General features: G+C 41.8%; 15 protein-coding genes. 3 read left to right on the forward strand and 12 right to left on the reverse strand.

Annotated elements, in window-relative coordinates; translation table 11 throughout:
• Window positions 1-674: 674 nt before the first annotated feature.
• The gene (locus ACZ5A8_RS20140) at window positions 675-824 is read right to left on the reverse strand and encodes a hypothetical protein (RefSeq protein WP_464531157.1); all 150 of its coding nucleotides are present in this window, start codon (window positions 822-824) and stop codon (window positions 675-677) included.
• Between the two features lie 392 nt (window positions 825-1,216).
• Complete coding sequence (locus ACZ5A8_RS20145) at window positions 1,217-1,498, reverse strand: ZIP family metal transporter (RefSeq protein ID WP_464531159.1); 282 nt, start codon at window positions 1,496-1,498, stop codon at window positions 1,217-1,219.
• 68 nt (window positions 1,499-1,566) lie between these two features.
• On the opposite strand from ACZ5A8_RS20145, the gene ACZ5A8_RS20150 reads away from it, so the two are divergent.
• On the forward strand, window positions 1,567-1,875 hold the full coding sequence (locus ACZ5A8_RS20150; protein WP_464531160.1) for a hypothetical protein: 309 nt from the start codon (window positions 1,567-1,569) through the stop codon (window positions 1,873-1,875).
• Window positions 1,876-1,995: 120 nt separating this feature from the next.
• Here the strand turns inward: ACZ5A8_RS20150 and ACZ5A8_RS20155 are convergent, their stop codons facing one another.
• From ACZ5A8_RS20155 to ACZ5A8_RS20170, 4 genes are all read right to left on the reverse strand, one after another.
• Complete coding sequence (locus ACZ5A8_RS20155) at window positions 1,996-6,720, reverse strand: cobaltochelatase subunit CobN (protein WP_464531161.1); 4,725 nt, start codon at window positions 6,718-6,720, stop codon at window positions 1,996-1,998.
• A 401-nt stretch (window positions 6,721-7,121) separates the two neighbouring features.
• On the reverse strand, window positions 7,122-7,517 hold the full coding sequence (locus tag ACZ5A8_RS20160; protein WP_464531162.1) for a DUF2149 domain-containing protein: 396 nt from the start codon (window positions 7,515-7,517) through the stop codon (window positions 7,122-7,124).
• Window positions 7,518-7,530: 13 nt separating this feature from the next.
• On the reverse strand, window positions 7,531-8,160 hold the full coding sequence (locus tag ACZ5A8_RS20165) for a MotA/TolQ/ExbB proton channel family protein (protein ID WP_322222897.1): 630 nt from the start codon (window positions 8,158-8,160) through the stop codon (window positions 7,531-7,533).
• On the reverse strand, window positions 8,157-8,846 hold the full coding sequence (locus ACZ5A8_RS20170; protein WP_464531164.1) for a DUF2162 domain-containing protein: 690 nt from the start codon (window positions 8,844-8,846) through the stop codon (window positions 8,157-8,159). The genes ACZ5A8_RS20165 and ACZ5A8_RS20170 overlap by 4 nt, the downstream gene beginning before the upstream one ends.
• Window positions 8,847-9,313: 467 nt before the next feature.
• On the opposite strand from ACZ5A8_RS20170, the gene ACZ5A8_RS20175 reads away from it, so the two are divergent.
• Window positions 9,314-9,829, forward strand: coding sequence for a winged helix-turn-helix domain-containing protein (locus tag ACZ5A8_RS20175; protein WP_322222893.1), 516 nt, complete (start codon window positions 9,314-9,316; stop codon window positions 9,827-9,829).
• Window positions 9,830-10,089: 260 nt separating this feature from the next.
• Here ACZ5A8_RS20175 and ACZ5A8_RS20180 read toward each other — a convergent pair whose 3' ends face one another.
• The 5 genes from ACZ5A8_RS20180 to ACZ5A8_RS20200 form a co-directional block, all read right to left on the reverse strand.
• A complete protein-coding gene (locus ACZ5A8_RS20180) occupies window positions 10,090-10,773 on the reverse strand; it encodes a fibrillarin-like rRNA/tRNA 2'-O-methyltransferase (protein ID WP_464531165.1) in 684 nt (227 codons plus the stop codon).
• Complete coding sequence (locus tag ACZ5A8_RS20185; protein WP_464531166.1) at window positions 10,774-11,784, reverse strand: NOP5/NOP56 family protein; 1,011 nt, start codon at window positions 11,782-11,784, stop codon at window positions 10,774-10,776.
• A complete protein-coding gene (locus ACZ5A8_RS20190) occupies window positions 11,781-12,746 on the reverse strand; it encodes a beta-ribofuranosylaminobenzene 5'-phosphate synthase (protein ID WP_464534226.1) in 966 nt (321 codons plus the stop codon). The genes ACZ5A8_RS20185 and ACZ5A8_RS20190 overlap by 4 nt, the downstream gene beginning before the upstream one ends.
• Before the next feature lie 34 nt (window positions 12,747-12,780).
• Window positions 12,781-13,791 carry a DUF2953 domain-containing protein gene (locus tag ACZ5A8_RS20195; protein ID WP_464531168.1) on the reverse strand — a complete coding sequence of 337 codons (1,011 nt, stop codon included), beginning with the start codon at window positions 13,789-13,791 and terminating at the stop codon, window positions 12,781-12,783.
• Window positions 13,792-13,897: 106 nt separating this feature from the next.
• Entirely contained in the window at window positions 13,898-14,365 is a 468-nt protein-coding gene (locus ACZ5A8_RS20200; RefSeq protein ID WP_464531169.1) for a GerW family sporulation protein, read from the reverse strand.
• A 750-nt stretch (window positions 14,366-15,115) separates the two neighbouring features.
• On the opposite strand from ACZ5A8_RS20200, the gene ACZ5A8_RS20205 reads away from it, so the two are divergent.
• Window positions 15,116-17,791, forward strand: coding sequence for a PGF-pre-PGF domain-containing protein (locus ACZ5A8_RS20205; RefSeq protein WP_464531170.1), 2,676 nt, complete (start codon window positions 15,116-15,118; stop codon window positions 17,789-17,791).
• A gap of 326 nt (window positions 17,792-18,117) precedes the next feature.
• On the opposite strand, the gene ACZ5A8_RS20210 is transcribed toward ACZ5A8_RS20205, so the two are convergent.
• Entirely contained in the window at window positions 18,118-19,404 is a 1,287-nt protein-coding gene (locus ACZ5A8_RS20210; RefSeq protein ID WP_464529292.1) for a transposase, read from the reverse strand.
• Between the last annotated feature and the right edge of the window lie 91 nt (window positions 19,405-19,495).

Raw genomic sequence — 19,495 nt, forward strand, 5'->3', positions numbered from 1 at the left:
TGATTTTCATAAAATTTGTTAAATTATTCATCAAATGCAAAACTGGAATCTGATATCGATTTCAATTTAAACACTAAACATTTGGGTTTGAGTTTTTCCGTCGAAATCGAGATCCGCAGCTCAAAATCCTTAACCGAATACAAATGAAATGGGATATAATTCCAGAAAAACCAGATTAAGTATTCTTTCTAAAAAAGAGTCACATTAACCAAAAAATGAAGTATATTGTTTTGTACCTATTTTTAAAAACAATTTTAAAATTCTTAGTTCTGAATCCGAGGCAACCTCCACCAGTACAGGATGTTCGATAACGATGTCAATAAGAACAGAACAAAAACCACTATCATTATAAATTTTTCTTGCATTTTTATCCCCGGATCGTTCATCGTGAACCCTGGAACCCAGGAGAAAAAGTGCCCAGGATTCTGGCTCATCAGCCTGTTTTAGTCAAAAAATTTACAAATTTTAGGAAATTACAGAGAAATAACTTTTAAGACTAGCAGTGGAATTAAAAGTTCTCAATTCTAATTTTTAATTCAAACCGGAAATCTCCTGAAATATAGGAGCTTCCGGTGCTGTTTAAATGGCTCAGCACCGAATAAGGAGAGAAAATATATAAAATAAGGTTTTTAGCTCATGATTATTAGCTTTTTGGATAAAAAGTCTCAAAAACCTCAATGGATAAGATAGAGGCTCAGGGCAATCACAACCATTCCCGAAAGCACCCCCAGAAAAGTGAGATGCTCGTTTCCATACTTTATGGAGATTGGCAGCAGCTCATCAAAACATATAAAGACCATGACCCCGCCGACCGAAGCGAGCATAAGAAAGAGTGTCTCAGTACTCAGGCCGGAGTTTATACTTTATAGTATAAAGCCACATCAAGCGACATGATCTACTTAGGGTCTAACAAAAAATTAATTATGTTGGGTAACAATTCCAAGCATTTTAATATAAAACCGACAAATATAGAACCAATTAAATAAATCGGTGTGGCACAAAAATAGTTAATTTCCCACTATATGGGGTCTAACACAGGATCTCTGTAACAAGACGCCCTATTATGGTTTCTTTAGTATAATATGGTGAAAATCATATAAGTATCAATCGGTGAGCTAGTTCAATATGTGGTGACGCCAAAATTGAACGAAACGAGTTTGGAACTTAATTAATTTCTTGTTAGACCTACATAATATCCATAGCTGTACCACGATTTTTATGAGATCTTATAAACTCCGGTCAGGAAGCGGAAAAGAAGAAAATATCCGAACCCTGCACCCAGAGGTTTGGTAAGCCCTACAAAGACGGAATAAACAAAAGCTTTTTTTCTGTTGCCACTGGCACAATAGATAGGGATCGAAACCGCAATCCCTTCAGGAATGTTATGGATTGCTATAGCTATTGCAATCGAAAAACCTAGATAAGGTGAAATGAGAGATGAAACCAGAACCGCCATTCCTTCTGGGAAATTATGCATTGCAATCCCTATCGCAGTCAACAGGCCGGTTTTCTGAAGATTACGGTTTTCACATGTGAAAAAGAGCTTTCATCAGGAAGGGTATCCATATGGATGTGCTCAACCGCGCAATCCAGAAGCCCCATCCCGAACATCCCAGGAAAAAAACGGTATTTGCCTGGAAAAAACCCACAACTTCAATAGACTCAGCAAGTAGTTCCACGAACGATAGATATGTCATGGCACCTGCCGCAAAACCAAGAAGCAGAGACAGCCACGTAAACTTCAGATTGGGAACTAAAAAGGCTATAAGACTGCCAAGCCCGGTGGAAATTCCTGCAAATGTTGTAAGAAAAAAGCAATTGTTACATCCCCCATGCCGCTTCCCCAATAAAGAAAATATGCGGGATAAGATTTAAAATACGTAGAAAAAAGATCAAGGACTCAATATTCTGTAGATATGCGCAGATGAAGAATTAATTTGCCTTATCCCAAAAAAAAATACGGCGTTTATATTGCGCCGTATTTCACACAGGAACTTAAAACTTTTTTTTCCGGAACCCCATATAAATTCCACCAGCTGCCACTAACACGAATAGGGTCCCCAGGATGTCAGCGCCTGAGAACGACATGCCACCACTTTCACTTTTCTCGACAGGCTCTTTCTGCATCTCATACCCTTCCACGTAATTGGAATCTGCAGCTTGTCGGGCCTCTGGAGCAGGTTCTGGAGAATCCACGCCATACCCTGCGTCGGAATCCTGAACAGTCTGGTTGCTGACTGATTCTTCGGTGTTTGTAGCAGTCTGGTTGAGTTTTTCTTCAACACTTGTCTGGTGCCCTTTACTTCTATGGCTGCTGCTCTCACTGGACTGCTGCTGAGAAGATTCCGTAGCTTCCTGCATCAGTTTCGTATATTCGTCTGCAGTCTCCTGGTCAACAACACCCGGAACAGATATTACACCCTGGACGTACTCGTTAAGAAGGGCATTTCCACATGTGTGGTGACAGCAGGTTACACCATTTTCGGCCACAGATTCAACATACTCTTTGACCAGGTTCTGCAGCACCCCATCTGAAGCATCCCAGGATTCTTTCCTTATGGTTTCGATCATCCTCGCTGTTATGGACTGGTACTGGTATGCATTTTCTTTAAGGAATTCGTCCACACCAACATCCTGTGAGTCCAGTATCATGGTCTCATACATTTTATCCCAGTCCGAATCCGTTACCAGGTCAGGGGTAGTTGCTTCCCAGCCCCACATATACTCAACAGCCTTCATCATTTCCCTGGCACCGGCATAATCGTACTCCATCATTCCGTTAAGCCAGTTCGGATTGAGGTATCTGGCTGTCAGTTCTTTACTGAAGGCCTCTCCAAGGGTGATTATCTCAGGGTTATCAACACTTGTAAAGTCTGCAACAAACATTGAAGGGGACACACCACTCAGCGTTTTTACGGCAAGCCCGAGCCCGCCGAGATACTGATAGTAATCATCGTTGTCCATGAGACCATAGAGATTAGATGTATCACTATGAATAGCTGCATTTACGTCCACCAGGTTGAGCTTGAACACATCCTCATAATTGTCTCCCCACACATCCGCTCCATAAACATTTGACATCCTGGAAATGAACAGGTCAGCAACCTTGGAGGTATTTTCCCATGTATCGCTTGCTTCTACGGCTTCCGTCACTCCGGTACCGTAAGTGCCTGGGGCTTCACTGAAGATTCTGGATCTTGAGATATTATGAGTTACATTTTCATCATAGCCGCTTTCCAGCATTGCAGCTTCAATTTTTAGGGAATTCATCCTGACGTAATTTGTCTCATTCGTCTCATTGAGGTCGGCAACCATGCGGACCGCAGTGTCCATCAGTTCGAGCTGGTACGGGAAGGTGTCGCGGTACAGGCCAGACGGCACAAGCAACACATCAATTCTCGGGTGTGTCATCTCTTCCTCAGGAATAACTTCAAATCCTGTTATCCTTCCACTGGTTCTATTGAGTTTCACACCCAGTAGCTCGTAAATCTGTGCTTCCATCAGTCCTTCATGGCGCATGGTTTCAACAGACCAGAGGACAAAGGCCACCTTGTTGGGATAGGTGCCGTTTTCTGCATAATATGAGTCAAGCCATGTGTTGATAACTGCACGCCCCATGGCTTCGGTCTCTTCATCCGGAATGGTCCTCTGGTCAAAGCTGTAGAAGTTCTTTCCTGTGGGCAGCGCATCAGGATTACGTATCGGATCGTTACCGGTTCCAGGTTCAATGTATTCCGAATTGAGTGCTCTCAGGGTCTGATCTATCTCCCTAGTCGTCTGGGCCAGATTATTGGCATACACTGTTGCCAGTTCAAGGTCCGATGTGATGGTATCATTGGTAAGGCCGAGAATTCCAAGCTGGGCTTCTGACACGTTTGTCCCGTTGAGCAAAGTAGCGTTAAGAAGTAAAAGAGCATCTGAGTTAGCTTTGCTTTCCCGCTTTTCTTCATCTTCGGGTAATACAGTATAGATATGGTCTGTGAAGTCACCACCAAGCATGGATTTGACCATGCAGACAAGTTTCTCGTCTTCCGGTGCAACACCAAATACATGAAGGCCGTAAGGTATGAGTTCTGATTTCAGTTCATCAAGGTACTCTTCCAGCACGCTCTCCAGGAAGTTCTCAAACTCATCGTCTGTCATGGCAGACAATTCTGCGGTTGAAACGTCTAGGTCTTCTCCGAGGGTGAGGTTTTCATATAGCTCTATTGTACTGTTGCGGTAGAGTGCCATCATTCCGGTATCATTGTCTGCTTTTGCATCAAGATAGTTTCCAGTCTTCTCCTGCATTGTAGCAAGGTCGCCATAGAGGCCGGCTTCAACAATTGGCGGCGTCAGGTGGTCGATTATAACTGCATTCCCGCGGCGTTTTGCCTGCGTACCTTCTCCGACGTTATCCATGATATATGGATAAACAACCGGTGTTTCATTTACCATGATAGAAGGATAGTCATATCTCCACAGGCCTACTTCACTGCCCGGTAACCATTCCTGTGTACCGTGGGTACCGAAGTGGATCATGGCGTCTGCATCATATATGTTGTTGATCCAGAAGTAAGCTGCAAGGTACTGGTGTGTCGGAGGTATCGAGGAATTATGATAGGTGAGCGATTCCTCGGAAAGTTTTGACCTTGTTGGCTGGGGAATGAAATTGATGTTGCCAAGCTGTATTGTAGGTATTACAAAATATTGCCCGCTTTCGTTCTCATAGGTCATGACGTCCCCGGGCGCTTCTCCCCATGTTTCCTCAACTTCTGCGCGGACACTTTCAGGCAGCGTGCTGTACCATTCAAGGTATTCCTCTGCAGGGAGAAGGGTTACATAGCCCGACTCTACGACTTTCTCAAGTTCTCCGGGCGCCCATGTTCCTACGTTTCTGCTTGTTATGAAAAGGTCAATAAACTCGCTGCCATTTGGAATGCTGTTATTTCCAAGGTCATACCCGGCTGCCTGCATATCCTCTAACAGGAGAGTGAAGCTTGAACTTATGTCAAGGTAGCTGGCGCCGATGTTATTCTTACCGCCTTCATGATTGTAGTAAATGATAGTGATTTTTTTATCAGAATTATCCATTTCTCCAAGTTCTGCCCAGGAAATTGCTCTATCGCATATCCATTCGACCTGACACATGAGAGGTTCATAGTAATATGTTCCTTCATCGTTTTGAGTCCTTCCTGCTATCCATATGTAGTCTGTTAGTCCGTCTATTTCCGGTTGTGTGACCTGGGAAGGTATGGAAGTGGAGCTAAGTCCCTGTACATTCTCAAGGTATTCTCCAGGAGATTGATAATAATCAGTGATAGCTTTTAATACAGGGACATTGTACGTTTCCTGCAGGTATTCCACTGCTTTCTCATGGTCATCATAATTGAGGTAGAAACCTTTCATTGAAATGATTGCATCAACCAGCACTTCTCCGTCTCTTGTAAAAATATCCATATTTCCGGCGCAAACATCATCTGTCGTGTGAATGACATTGCATCCTCTTGACTCGAGTTCCCGGATGAGCGCATTCTCAGCTGTGAAAGAAATATTAGTCTGTCCAAAATCGTTACTGATAATACCTATTGTGATGGCAGAAGGATCATATCCATTCTCAGCATACCATTCAAGGTATTCCGTACAGTTCTCAAATATCATTGGGAAGGCATCCGGGTGGTATATACCGTTCTTCGGAACGTCAGGTGACTGTGCAGGAGCGTATTGTATATAAACATCCTCAAGCATCGCACCGGTACACCTGATCCAGTTCTCCATATTCGCGTACCCGCTGTTTACGCGATATTCTTTCAACACATCATATGGCGATGCTTCCATGTCGAACGTTGCTATCCCGTACACATCCGCCAGCATTCCGAACATCCCTATCTGTGCACCGTTTGCCTGTGCTTCAAGAAGTTTATCTTTCAGTTCAGGAAGTTCGTTCGCCCCCACCATGTAGAGTATTATTACATCATCGTTTGATACGTCAGTATCATTGTTTATGGCTCCCATGCCTGTCATAACTTTGACATTGAACCTGTCTGTTATCACCTGTCTTTCGGCAAGGACATCTTCCATGAAAGATATTTCAACGTCTGAATTGATGATGTAAGTTAAATTCGTCTTTGGTTGCACTATCTCTGGTGTAAAGGTATCAGTTGTCCATAAACCTGCGAACTTCTGGCCCATGAATTTGAGCATGTTCACCATGTTTGTTTCGCCGCCCTGCACCCAGTACCTTTCGATTTCTGTGTAGTTCTCAGAATACAGGTCAACATTGGAGAAGGTGAAATTGGACGAGAGGTTGTAGCCTATGACCATGGAGCCGTTTGCTTCGGCAGAAGCCAGGCTTGTCCCCCAACCTTCCATTGCGGACTCTCCCTGAGACTCGATAAAGATCACTGAATATTCGGAGAAATCAAACCCCTCAGGAACCGAATTGTTCTTTGCGAAAATAGTTAGATCCAGTTCCGATAAAATGTCGGAGTTCGATGCAGCATTGCTAAGGGCAGGTTCATTAAAGTCCGTACCCAGGATGAATAAAAACATATTGCCCGTGCCAGCTTTTGTACTGTTAGACTCGGTAGCGGGATCAGTATTATTCTCAAGAGAAGAGTCACTGCTAGAGTTTGTATTTGTGTAATTTATGTCACTCGTAATTTCATCAGCAGCCAATGCATTTTGTGCCAGCAGTAAAAGAACCACTGCACATAAAACCAGTAACCTACTTCGTGTCATAAGCATCTTATCCCTAGACAATATAATGAACCCGGGAACAGCCAAGGAAAAAAAATAACCAGGATATCGGGCTCACAATATAATTCTAATTTTAAATTATCCTAATATCAGAACTTGCACAGAAACGGCCTTCATTTTTTAAAACTGGAAGTGAAGCTCTCGACTTTGACATTTAATTCTGGCAAGGAACTTCCTCAAATAAATGAGCCGTTGACTCTGTTTAATAGATTTAATATTCGGAGCATTAGGGGATAAAACAGATAAAATGAAGTTTTTGAGTCACAGTTATTAGCCATCCAGGTAAAAAGGAAATTTTATAGTGTTTTTATTGAGTTCAGGACGATGTATATCTCAACTCGAAAAAACAAGAAACAATTAAACTTATGAAAATGTTTAAAAAATTAATCGGAAGCAGATGCATCAGTTGATGTGGATGTATCATTTCCTTCAGAACCTTCGGGCACGTAAATCACCCTGCCGTCAGCCAGCTTATAAGCCGTACCCAGAGCTTCTCCTGTACCTCCTCCGATATTGTCGGTCATGTTCAGGACCTCTATTGGCTTCCCCTGATCCTTGATGATTATCTTCATATCCTCGGCTCCGGGATTCTTTACAATTGTAATATCCTCGTTCGAGCTCAAAAGTTCGGGGAGATGGTATGACATCACAAGGGCTACAAGTAGCGCCACGGAAAAGACCATTGCAACGTCAAAAAGATTGGCAACCCCGGTCATGGGGTTTTGCTCATCAGGGTCATTTAAAAGTCCGGTTCGCCTGTACCGTCTAGGTTTTCTCATAATATTCCTCCTGTCAATTTCCGCTCTTCTCCTCGATTATATCCAGGATGTAATCGATATCCGACATATCCTCCCAGTACCAGCGCCTTCTGACCTGGGTTAATACGTAGGCTATTCCGGCAGAAAAGAGACCTACGACAGTAGTTGCAAAAGCAATCATCAGGTTCTGTGCAAGGGTTTCGAGGTCTCCCTGTGAAAGCCCTATCAGTGCAGGTCCGAGAGGGATAAGGGTCCCCATAAGTCCGAGCATGGGAGCGACCGTCGAACTGATCTTTGTATTCTCAAGCCGCTTTGCCATTTTTATCTCGTATTCCTCAGAGAGTTTCTCGATTGCAGGAAAATTTCGCTCCTCGAGGTATTTTGCAGCTTCTTTTGCAAAAGATGTGACCAGATAATTCTGTTTTATATTCTGAAGAGCCCCTGATGCTTCCGAAAAAGTCGAATTCAGAAGACTGTGCCGAATTTTATTGCAATTCGTTTCCAGGCTGTGCAGGTCCCTATTCCTTTTCGAATATTCGGAAAGGAATTCCCCTAACTGAATAAGTGATAGAAAGGCAAGAAGAGTCAGAAGGATCATTACCGGATACAGCAAAGCCGATGAAAAGACGTACATCGTTTGTGATAAAAGGTCCATATTACTCATTGATTAGACCTCACGTGCCCAAGGAAAAAACCTGCAAGGACTAAAATCCCGAGAACCAGAAGGGGAAAAATGTCTGTTTCTCCAGTTTGCATAGGAGCCAGGTTCATCTGTTTTGTTTTCATATATGCAGGAATGAGCAGAGCCCCTAAAAGATAATAAATCCCGAGAAGCATCATGGCACTTCCCATAGTTTCGGGGGTCTTTCCCAACCGGGTCTTCCCAAACCTGAAAAGAAAAGAAGAAGCTACCACTGCAGTAAAAAAAGAAATCCCTACAAGAAGCCCTATTGTTATCCCGGAAAAGTTGAGGCTTTCTGAAAGCAGCATACAGGATACCGCAAGAGCTCCAAGGCAGACAGGACAGGGCATGGATATAGCCAGGAAAGTATGTCTGGAAACATCCTTTCCGGAATTCCATTTTTTCTGGGTGTAGATACCTGCCCATATAAGCAAAATAGATACAAGAACATGAATTCCCATGCCCATCGAAGAAAGACGCTCAAAGACTTCCAGGCTCATGTGGTCAGCAACACTTCCGAATAAAATGGCAAGAAAAAAATAACTGCCGGCAATTGTAAGAATTTCTCGCTTATTAATATTTGAAAATCCACAACCTAATCCTGTTTTAATCCCGAAGATAAGAATACCTATCATAATTCCAATAACAGTTAATGTCGAAGAGTCCATAGTACCTTCTGAGCATCTATAGTAGAATTAAATAAAAACTGGTTTTTGGGTAATAATCGTTATCTTTCAGGATAACAAGCCTATTGATGACATTTTTTGGAATAAGAAAAAAATTCCCGGCTCTCAGTCACAAGAGTACAGCGAAAATAATTATAGAAGTGAAGTAATAGTCATGAAAGTGTGCTAATATAGAACCAATTAAAAATAAGATTGCGCAGGTTGAATAACAAATAAAAAGCAGAATTTAACAAAAATTATGCAATAATTCACTCTGTTAACTAAGAAATATTTTTGAAAAAAAGGAAACAATGAACAAGAAGTAAAGTTAATTTGTTAGAATAATAAATAAAAAGAGCAACTCTAAGACAGGATAATATATGTTACTTGTTTTAGATAAGGCAATAATTATAAGTAATGGAGGTAAAATAGAGAACCACCATGGTAGTAAGTATTAGAGGGATCAAGGAATGAATTGCGGCGGAGAAAACCTCTTCAAGGCGATCTCAAGCGACACACGCCTTTCTATTCTCGAAAGCCTGACTGAAGGAGATAAGCATATCTCCGGTCTTGCAAGAGAAATAGGAATATCCGTGCCCGTAGCTGCAAAACATGTGAAAGTCCTGGAAAAAGCCGAGCTTATAGAGAGGAAAAAGTTCGGAAATACTCATATGATAGGCATAAAAATGAACAATGTCTATTCTTTTCTGGACCGCTTTGCAGAAAACAGGAAGCTTGAGGTAGAGAAGGGTACTAGTCTGCTTGAAGCCCTGAAAAGTGTAGCCGCTGTCGAGGTAAGGAAAATGGGAGACAGGGTAAAAGTTGTCTCTACGGACGGAGAAGAGGGCTTTTATGTATATGAAGTGGACGGCAAATTCTCGGATAAGACTGTGGAAGAGTACACATTTTACGAAGATGCCATCGTTGAGTGGAAGAAGCTAATTCCGATCACGAAAAAAAGGTTGTTTGTGAATATAAAGAGATAAAGCAATTCTTACCAGAGCAACTTTTACTAGAGCTTATCAGAGCAGCTTTAACTAAAATTTACCAGAGCAACTTTAACTCAAGTTTACCAGAGCAACTTTTACTAAAGGTTACCAGAGCAACTTTTACTAAAGGTTACCAGAAAAGCTTTTACTAAAATAATCTTCATGAAAGTAACCTCTGTGAAAGTAACTTATACTATCATTCAGAGAATCCCGATCAAATGAATTCTCGAAAAATTCAGCTTCCTGAAGAGAAGGATTTACTCCTTTAACTTTGCCAGGACTCCAAGGTGGTCTTCATGGTAAGGCACAAGGTCCCTGGCAGTCAGGATTTCGAATCCGGGTTCGAAAGCCTTCTCAAGCTTTTTTACTTCTTCGGTGAAAATCTCTTTTGGGCTTGCCGCAGTGTCAATACTGCGAGCTTTGATAGAAAGCAGGAGATAACCATCTCTTTTCAAAAACCGGATAGCATTTCTTGCAGCGATTTCTGCCTGGTTGGGCTGGGCAACGTCCTGAAAAATGAGATCCACAGGCTCAACAATATGGGCGTAACTGTCCGGTTTTCCCGCGTCAGCAAGAATAGGGAAAATGTTTTTCCGCCTGGAAGCAAGCCCTACAAAGTCGCGCATGCTTCTTGGAGCAAATTCAACAGAGTATACTGCCCCTTCAGAGACGATATCAGAGACGTGGCTGACCGTTGTACCTGAAGCAGCGCCCAGATAGAGAACCTTTGAATCCTTTCTCAAAGGGATATTGAATTTTTTGAGAACCATGGCTCCAAGCTTGCTTCTGCGAGGGTCCCAGGTCCTGTATTCCGTCCCTTCAACAGAGATAAGCTTTTCTCCGTAAACCACCTTTCCGGGATCAAGGTTAGGGGTAGCAAGCTGCCTTTTATCTTTTGTGATCTCGAAAATCCCTTCGGAAAGCAGCCTTATTTCAGCCATTTACTTCCTCCTTTTCTTTTGTGGCTTTGCCCCACCTTCCTGACGCTTTTGAGGAGGTCTGGGGTTTGCAGCCCTGATCTTCCGGATTTTTTCTTCCAGTGCACCTTCAAGGGAAATGTCTTTTTTTGCAGAATAAAAGTCAATTCTTGCAGCAAGAGAAAGTTTTGCTGCGAGGGCTCTTGCGACTTTTCCCCGCACCCACCAGGGTGAAGTGTTGATAAGAGGATGACTGAAGATTACACCATGCTTTGGGGACGGAGCCCGGGAACGCAGGTGTTTGAAGAGGGCTTTACTTGCCCCAATTACCTGAATGGTACTTGAAGGAAAAGCAGCGAGTTTTTCGAGGCTTCCAGCAATGCTTATGAGCCTTGCCCCTAGCATGGGTCCCGCTATCGTGGTAAGGTTGGGAGCAAGGGCTTCCATGCTGCCTTCGATGTAAGCTTCAATCTGCTTCCTCCGGTCATAGAGACTGCATACGCTCTCTGCAAAACATTTAAGAAGCATTTCATCTTCAGCTTCAAGTTTTGCGCCCATAGAATCCCTGGATTTTAAGTAAAGGAGATCATCAGGAGTAACATTTTCACGGGAGCCGTATTTTACGATAAAAAGTGCAAGAGCTTCACCATTGAGCCCGCTTTCAGGAAAATAGCCCCCATACCACTCAAAAAGTCTTTCTGAGAGAGAATTTGTGGTTTCATTGATGTCATCAAGAGCTTCTACTGCCTGAATGATGCGCTGGTCAGGGGTAAGAGACCCCGAAATCTGAATTTTTACAGTATCTAGAGTTACTTCATGTAAAAGAGAATAATATTCCGAAAGAGAATCTACAAACCTGCACTCGACAGCTGCAGTTTTCAGGTCAAAACCTTCGGGAGGGAGATTTTGCCTGCTGTCCCTCAGGGAAAGAGAATGGAGTGCAAGCTCTCTTATATCTTTTGGAAAAAGCTCGGAGGCAAGGACTTCTCCTTTACCGCCTATCTCAAGGACTCCAAACCAGGTACTGATTTTCAAGAGGAGCCTCCGAAAATATCCGCGCCCCGATTCTTTGCCTTCGTAAGCAGTACTTCTCCGCCAAGGGATTCGTTAAGCATACGTTGGACTTCTTTCTGGAGCTTTTTGCCTTCTTCCGGACTTCCGACAATCCCGTAAACAACAGGCCCGAAAGAACTGACTCCTGAACCGCTGGCTCCGTTGTCCTGCATATATTTCATGGCATCGAGTACAGCTTGGGGCTGAAGTTCAACTTCCCGCTTTTTGAAACCTACAGTCTGAAAATGGTTGACTGCCCTGCCGAAACTTTCCAAATCTTCTTCGATAAGCGCAGGGAGCATCTGCATAAGGATTACATGAGATATTTCCTGAACTTCCTTAAGAGGGATGGGACAGACTTTTTTGAAAATATCGACTTCTTCTGCATCATGAACACCTTTGGTATTGGGAATTGCAAGCACAATATTCCAGTCAGGGAAGTCCTTCCTGAAAAGCACAGGACCCGGAGGCATATGGCTGGCTGCGGAAGGAGAAAATGCACCTTTATCCCTGAACCTGTGCCCTCCATCCAGGATAAAGCCTCCTTTTTCAAAGGCAGCAACTCCTATTCCGGAAGTTCCTCCTCTACCCACGGCAACTGCCAGTTCCCGGACACTTTTTCCGAGCCCGTAAATCTCATTTACGGCTGCTGCAACCGAAAGAGCGGCCTGGGTTCCGGAGCCAAGCCCTACATGGTCAGGAAGGTCCCTTTTAATATGAATCCTGATACCTTTCCCTGCCGGAAGCAGAGCTTTTGCTGCTTTTCGCATTCTGCCTGCGAGAAGAGAATCCCCCACCACTTCGACAGCATCCGCTTCCGCTGCCGAAATTTCCAGGCTGGGTGACTCGAGAGTAATTCCTACTCCCCCATCGACCCTGCCGATCTCTGCATTGAGATCAATAAGGGTGAGATGCAGTCTGGACGGAGACACTACATTAATCATATTCATTTGTATCCTCATTGCTTATTCATAAAGCTTAGGAGTTAACCTTCGAACTACCCCGAAGTTTTTCCTTAACAATCGAATAAGTAAAAGATAAAGTTTTCCCGTTAAATATAAATTTAATGAATGGGAAAATCAGCGAATATATTTTTATACGGATCTCCGCACTCCCCCGGAAATCCAGCAGTGATTCCATAAACACAGGACATACAGAAAAACTGCAACTCCGACAGCGGCTGTAAACCATCCCCAGAATAGCATGTATAAATCCGCAAAGCATCCCTGTATCTGCAGGATCGGAAAGCCCGAAGGTAAGGTCAGCTTTCAGATTTTTGATTTTTATTGCATTAAGCATATCGGAAAACAGACGAAATAGAGGCTTTCGAAGGGCTTTATAAGCTTCCAGACCCCAGTGAAGTTTTTCCCTGGTGGTCATTCCCTTCTTTCTCTCCACCTCACCTTCCGTATTAACTTTTTCTTCCGTACTAACTCTTTTTTTTCCTCTTATCCAGTCAAATATCCCTCTTTTCTTTTTACCCTGAGATTTTTCTTTAACCTCAATTCTCTCTTTACCCTCAATAATTATTGTTTCCTCTCCAGGTCTCTGTTCTTCGGGTCTCCTGCATTCTTCTACCTGCATTTTTTGTTCTGCTTTGTATTCTGCTTCGGATTCTACTTCGGATTCTACTTCGGATTCTGCTTCGGATTCTGCTTCGGATTCTGCTTCGGATTCTGCTTTTAGGAGGTCCAAGTCTCTGTTTTCAGTTTGCTCAGATCCTTTTCTGTCCCGCTGAGCTCCTGTTTCCACTATAATTTCGTTTTCCTTTTCTGTTCTGGCTGATTCCTCAAGAATAGGTTTTTTTTCATTCGGCTCGCCGATTAAAAAAGTATGAGAAAAAAACAGCCATTTTACAGTAAATATGCCCCCCAGTTCTTTCTTTTCTTCTACACTCAGGACCTTGAGCTTGAAGGTGAGGACTATAGCTGTAAAAAGTATGAATAAGACAAGCAGAAAAATCAGAATGATTAGATATATGGCAAGCATGCTAAACAAGTTGAGGGAAAAAGGATAGTCTTGACTATCCTGAAGACCCTGACCTTTTATTTCCGCTTCCTGGAAAATCCCTTAAACGGGTTTAACCCGAAGGAATTTAGTGGAAACAGCCCCCTTTCTCAGAGTAGGTTTCCGTGTGCTCTTTGACTTCCGTTTCGCGGATTTCCGGCTCTTTACTCTCTTTTTCTTCCGGTTTTTCTTCTTTTTTATGTTTACCTTTCATGCCTTTGATTTTATCTATAACATCAGGCATGACATCCTGTATGGAACTGAAGATTGATCCAACATCGCCTTTTTCAGAGATCCGGAAGATTCTGGCTTCATCTTCGGAGATCATAATAAAAGCTACAGGCTCGATCTTCGCACCTGCACCTCCACCTCCACCATATCCGGACTCGTGTTCCTTTTTGCCTTCTCCGCCTCCGCCTCCAAAGCCCATTGTAAGTTTAGAAACGGGAATAATTGTTTTTCCGGCAGCTGTAATAGGCTCTCCAACAACAGTTTTTGTAGTTGCAATTTTTTCAAGTTCGCTTGCAATTTGTCTAATGGTTTCTTCTACACCCATCTATTTTATCCCCCGATGTGTATGGTATCATTTGTTTATATGGATAATAAATGTTATCTATCTTCTTCTATATTTCCAGTCCTGTTTTATTAAATATTAGCTTCATTATATTTGAGTAATCCTGTATTCACAGTTTCAGGCGTAACACCCACCATTCAAAACATGGTTCTTTGAACTAGTGTCCTGCCAACCAAGTAATGTCGTATGAAATAGATTACAGTAATTCATTACTATTCAATACTTGGTGATTGACTCAACACTAGGGCTATACTTCTTTTTTTGGATAAACTCTTAGAGTCAGTATTTGTCTCTCTATCTCCTCCCCTGGTTTCTAATTAATACCGGCATCACTTTTAATGGATTTCTTTCGAAGATATGGTGCTCTTTTTATTATTAAACATAGACAGTAAGAAACAGCTAAAAAAATGAAGTGAAACGACGAAGTAATATCTTTCGGCAGGTCGACATTATGAATTAGAATATATTACTTGAAATCATTAGTCCTTTTTTATATCTATTTAAAAGTATTAATCTAAATCAGTATATTTATATTGTTTCACATTTTCTCCAATCTAGTTAAAATAAGTTTTATAAATAATTAAACCTGAGATAATAAATTCATTTATTAGATATTTATACTTATAGTTATATATTTTTTTGAGTATGGAAAAAAATGAAAGTTAATTATTGGTAAATTAATTTCATCCGTGATCCAGATTTTACCCCTACTTTCTTGAATGGACGGAGGAATTGGAAATTAGAAATAAATCCATCACTTTACCAGGAATTTTTCTCATTTTAGTATTAATTTCAGGTATTGGAGCAGCGGCTGAGATTACTGTCGAGCCGGGGAATTCAATACAGGATGCCGTAAATAATGCAAGTTCAGGGGATACAATAATCATAAAGCCCGGAACTTATACCGAAAATGTCAAAATATATACAGATAGCCTCGCTATCAGGTCGGCGTCCGGAAACCCTGATGATACAATGATTAAAGCTAAAAACACAATAGACAACGCGATTTTAGTGAAGGCGGCTAATGTCAAAATTAGCGGCGTTAAAGCTGTTGCAGCAACCGGGTCCAGCGCTTCAGGGATCTGCCTTTCCGGATGCAATAACTGTATAGTCGAGAATAACAAGCTCACGAGCAATGGGCAAGGAATTTATCTCGTGAGTTCTACAGGGTGCACGGTCTCAGGTAATACAGTTATAAATTGCGGTTATTTTGGAATTGTGCTTGGAAGTTCCAAAAACAATACCATTACCGGAAATACAGTTACCAATTCCGCACGTGGCATCTATATAGGCAACTCTGACGATAATACCGTTTCAGGCAATACTGTCACTTTGAACAATGTTTTAGGGTACTATAGTTGTAGTTTGTGTGACCGAAACCGGATTTATAATAACTACTTCAATAACACCGAGATATCCGTTAAAAGCGGATCAGGAAATTCCTATAATACTACAAAAACCCCAGGCACAAATATCATTGGCGGCTCTTATATCGGAGGGAACTACTGGGGAAAACCAGATAGAACAGGCTTCTCCGACACAGCAGTAGATAAGGATGGAGATGGAATTTCCGACTCCGCATACAGTCTGCCGGGCAGCTCATACTTAGATTACCTGCCTCTTGTATACCCGTCCAATTCTCCTGAGCCTGTACTCCCTGTTGCGGACTTCAGCAGCGATGTTACTTCAGGGAATGCACCGCTGACTGTAACCTTTAAAGACAGAAGCACAGGAGATCCCACTGAATGGGACTGGGATTTCGGAGACGGAAATGTTTCAACAGAACAGAGCCCTGTACACACATACACCTCAGCAGGGACTTACACGGTAAAGTTTACAGTAAGCAATGCAGACGGAGCAGCTTCAAAAGACGGTAAGATAACTGTGTTTCAAAAACCTGAACCTATCATTGAACCAGTACTTCCTGTTGCGGACTTCAGCAGCAATGTTACCTCAGGGGATGCACCACTGAATGTAAGTTTTGCTGACAAAAGCACAGGAGCTCCCACTGCATGGAACTGGAATTTCGGAGACGGAACTAATTCAGAAGTCCAGAACCCCGTACACACATACCCTTCAGCAGGAGATTATACTGTTAACCTGACTGTAAGCAATGCAAATGGTACGGCTTCAAAAACAGGTGCAATAAATGTTCTTCAAAACCCTGAGCCTTACCCTGATCCGGTACTTCCTGCTGCAGATTTCGGAACCAATGCTACTCAGGGCCCTGCTCCTCTTGTGATTCAGTTTACCGATCTTTCACAAAATGCAGTTTCATGGAGCTGGGACTTTGACAATAACGGACAGCCTGACTCTACGATCCAGAGTCCGGTTTATGTGTATACTTCTACAGGGACTTATACCGTTAACATGACAGCAAGGAATGCAAACGGTACGGCTTCAAAAACTCTAGAAATAAAGGTGCTGGAGGCAGAAAAGGATACAGGTCTTCCTGTTGCAGACTTCAATGCGAACGTTACTAGCGGCTATGCTCCCCTCTCTGTTCTGTTTACAGACAACTCGCAAAATGCAACTGAGATAGGCTGGGATTTTAACAATGATGGAGCAGCTGATGTGGGTTCCAGTCCAGTAGTTTATGTGTACACATCTCCGGGAACCTATACTGTAAACCTTCTCGCAACCAATGAAAATGGCACGGTTTCAAAAGCTCTCGAAATAAACGTGCTGGAAGAGAGAAGTTCTGGAGGAAGCAGCCACAGCAGCGGCGGTGGCGGTGGTTCCCCTGAGCCTGCAAGAAACGTTGAAGTGAAAGAACTTTCCCAGGTCTTCATTACAAATGGCAAGGCTGTAAAGTTTGATTTTACAAAGAATGCAACCTGCGTTGTATATGTGGGCTTTGATGCAATAAAGAATGTAGGCAAGACCACAACCATTGTTGAACAATTAAAGAATAAATCTGCACTTGTTTCAGAACTGCCTGACGGAGAGGTATACAAATCCTTTAACGTGTGGGTAGGAAACAGCGGATATGCAACCTCAAAGAACATCGAAAATCCTGTAGTCTGCTTCAAGGTTGAAAAGGCCTGGATACAGGATAAAAAGATAGACCGAGCCTCCGTTGCCCTGAACAGGTACAGCAACAAAACATGGGAGCAGCTACCAGTTAGCCTGTCAGGGGAAGACAATCAATTCCTGTACTTTGAAACCGAAGTCCCGGGCTTCTCTTCCTTTGCAATAACAGGAAAGGCAGAAAACATCTTAGGAGAAGGCATAACAGACCCTGAGCCTGAACAGGAAATTCGATCTATTGAAAGAGAAGATACGAAAAATATAGAGTCTAAAGTCGAACAGAACTATGAGCAGGGAGAAGATACGACGGTCCCAGGGTTTGAACTAATCTACGGGATAGTCTGCCTGTCTGTCATTTTCCTGTATAAAAGAAAATAGAAAAGCTAAAAGAATCAAAAGAAAGACAATCAAATCAAAGCAGGTATCAAGTTTAAATACAGAATTAGATATAAAAAAAGGCTGATGAGGGGTTTATCCCTTCATCTTGTTTTCTGAGTCTTTTTAATTTTTTATGGTTCTTCTCCAATTTTAAAAAAACAATTGAATTTCACCCAAATCCCTTAACATTTTTCCTCATTTTGGAAAAGTCGCTCCACTAATATCTAGATTTTGTACATCAATTTCTTATTTTTGCCATAATTATTCGATAGCTACCGCTGTAAAGCTGCAGATTAAAACTGAAAGTTTCCATTTACTCTTTACTTTTATCCATACTGGAATCTTGCCCTCATTAAGGGTGAGAATCCTTTCCATTTACCAGTACTGAAACACCGTTTGTTGAAATAAGTAAATAAATTGTAACAAAAATTAGTTAGGCCACTATCGGTTTTAAATGATCTTGCTTTGTCTACGATATCACCTATCAAAGAAAATATCTGTTCCATTGTATTATCTGTCTCAGGTGTAAACCCTTTTTTCAAGAAGCTTACATTTTTCTTGAAAATCTCTTCTGCATAAGAAATCGCTTTCTGAGACGCTTTTGAAAGTTCCAGATTAGAGTAGAATTCTCGTATCTTTTGAATACATACAACAGCACTGATGACCGTATCAGAACGTATCAACTGATATATTTCATTGGACACAACCTTATCATTATCTGGAATATCTTCAACAGAGTTGAATTCTTCATAGTATCTCTTGCTAACGTTTTTTAATTGATGAAACACACAAAAGGAGTGAGCTACTTCAGGGAAGACACTCTTTACAGCTCCAATGATTGCTTTATCTTCATCAGAAACAATTTTTTGTATTTTGCCTTCAGGAAATCGGTTTTTTATTCGTCTGAAAAGAGGAATCAGAGCTTCAATCGTTGGTAATCTGTCAGTTACCTCAAAATCCAAAACTACCTTTTCTTTAGTAGCAATAACGTAAACAGATTGATATCGCATTTTTTTCCATTCTTTTTCTGTAAGCTTTCTTCCAATCAACTCTTCAAGTCTCTTTTTCCAGCCTTTTTTGATCCAATCCCCATCAACATACAATGTTTCATCAAAGCCAATCTCTTGATCTAAAAGTTCTTGCTTTGAAAGTTCTGCATGTTTCTGTTCATATAACCATAATGAAGTTGCACAAGGAGCTCTACCACAGAAGGCTGTCAAGCCTTCTGTATATGTTTCTCCAATTTGCCGAGAATTGTGTAGACTGCATCGTCCATCATATCTAACATTCATTTGTTTATCATAATATTCAGAACTGTAATTTGCAGAACCAGGAACACCAATAATCTGATCATGAAAAGGTTTCTTACAAACAGGACAAAACCAGTATGTAACATTGAGAGCTATAGTGCCGTGACTTGATAAAATAAAACGAGTGTAGTGAGAGTTCACATGTAACTTATTGCCACAATCAGCACAATGAGTAGGAGATAATACGGAAAACATAGGATAGTATCGATTTCCAACCAAAACTTTTGGCAAAGGAATCATTATTTTACCGTCAACTACCGTTTTTATCATTGACTTATCTATTGCGACATTTCCTTTTCCCATAAATAGAAAATTTATCTCAATATAATTAAAATTTTATTGTTTTGCATGATTTATGGAGAAAATATGAAGACCAGAAAATAATAAAAAGTCT

The organism is Methanosarcina subterranea (assembly GCF_055385895.1).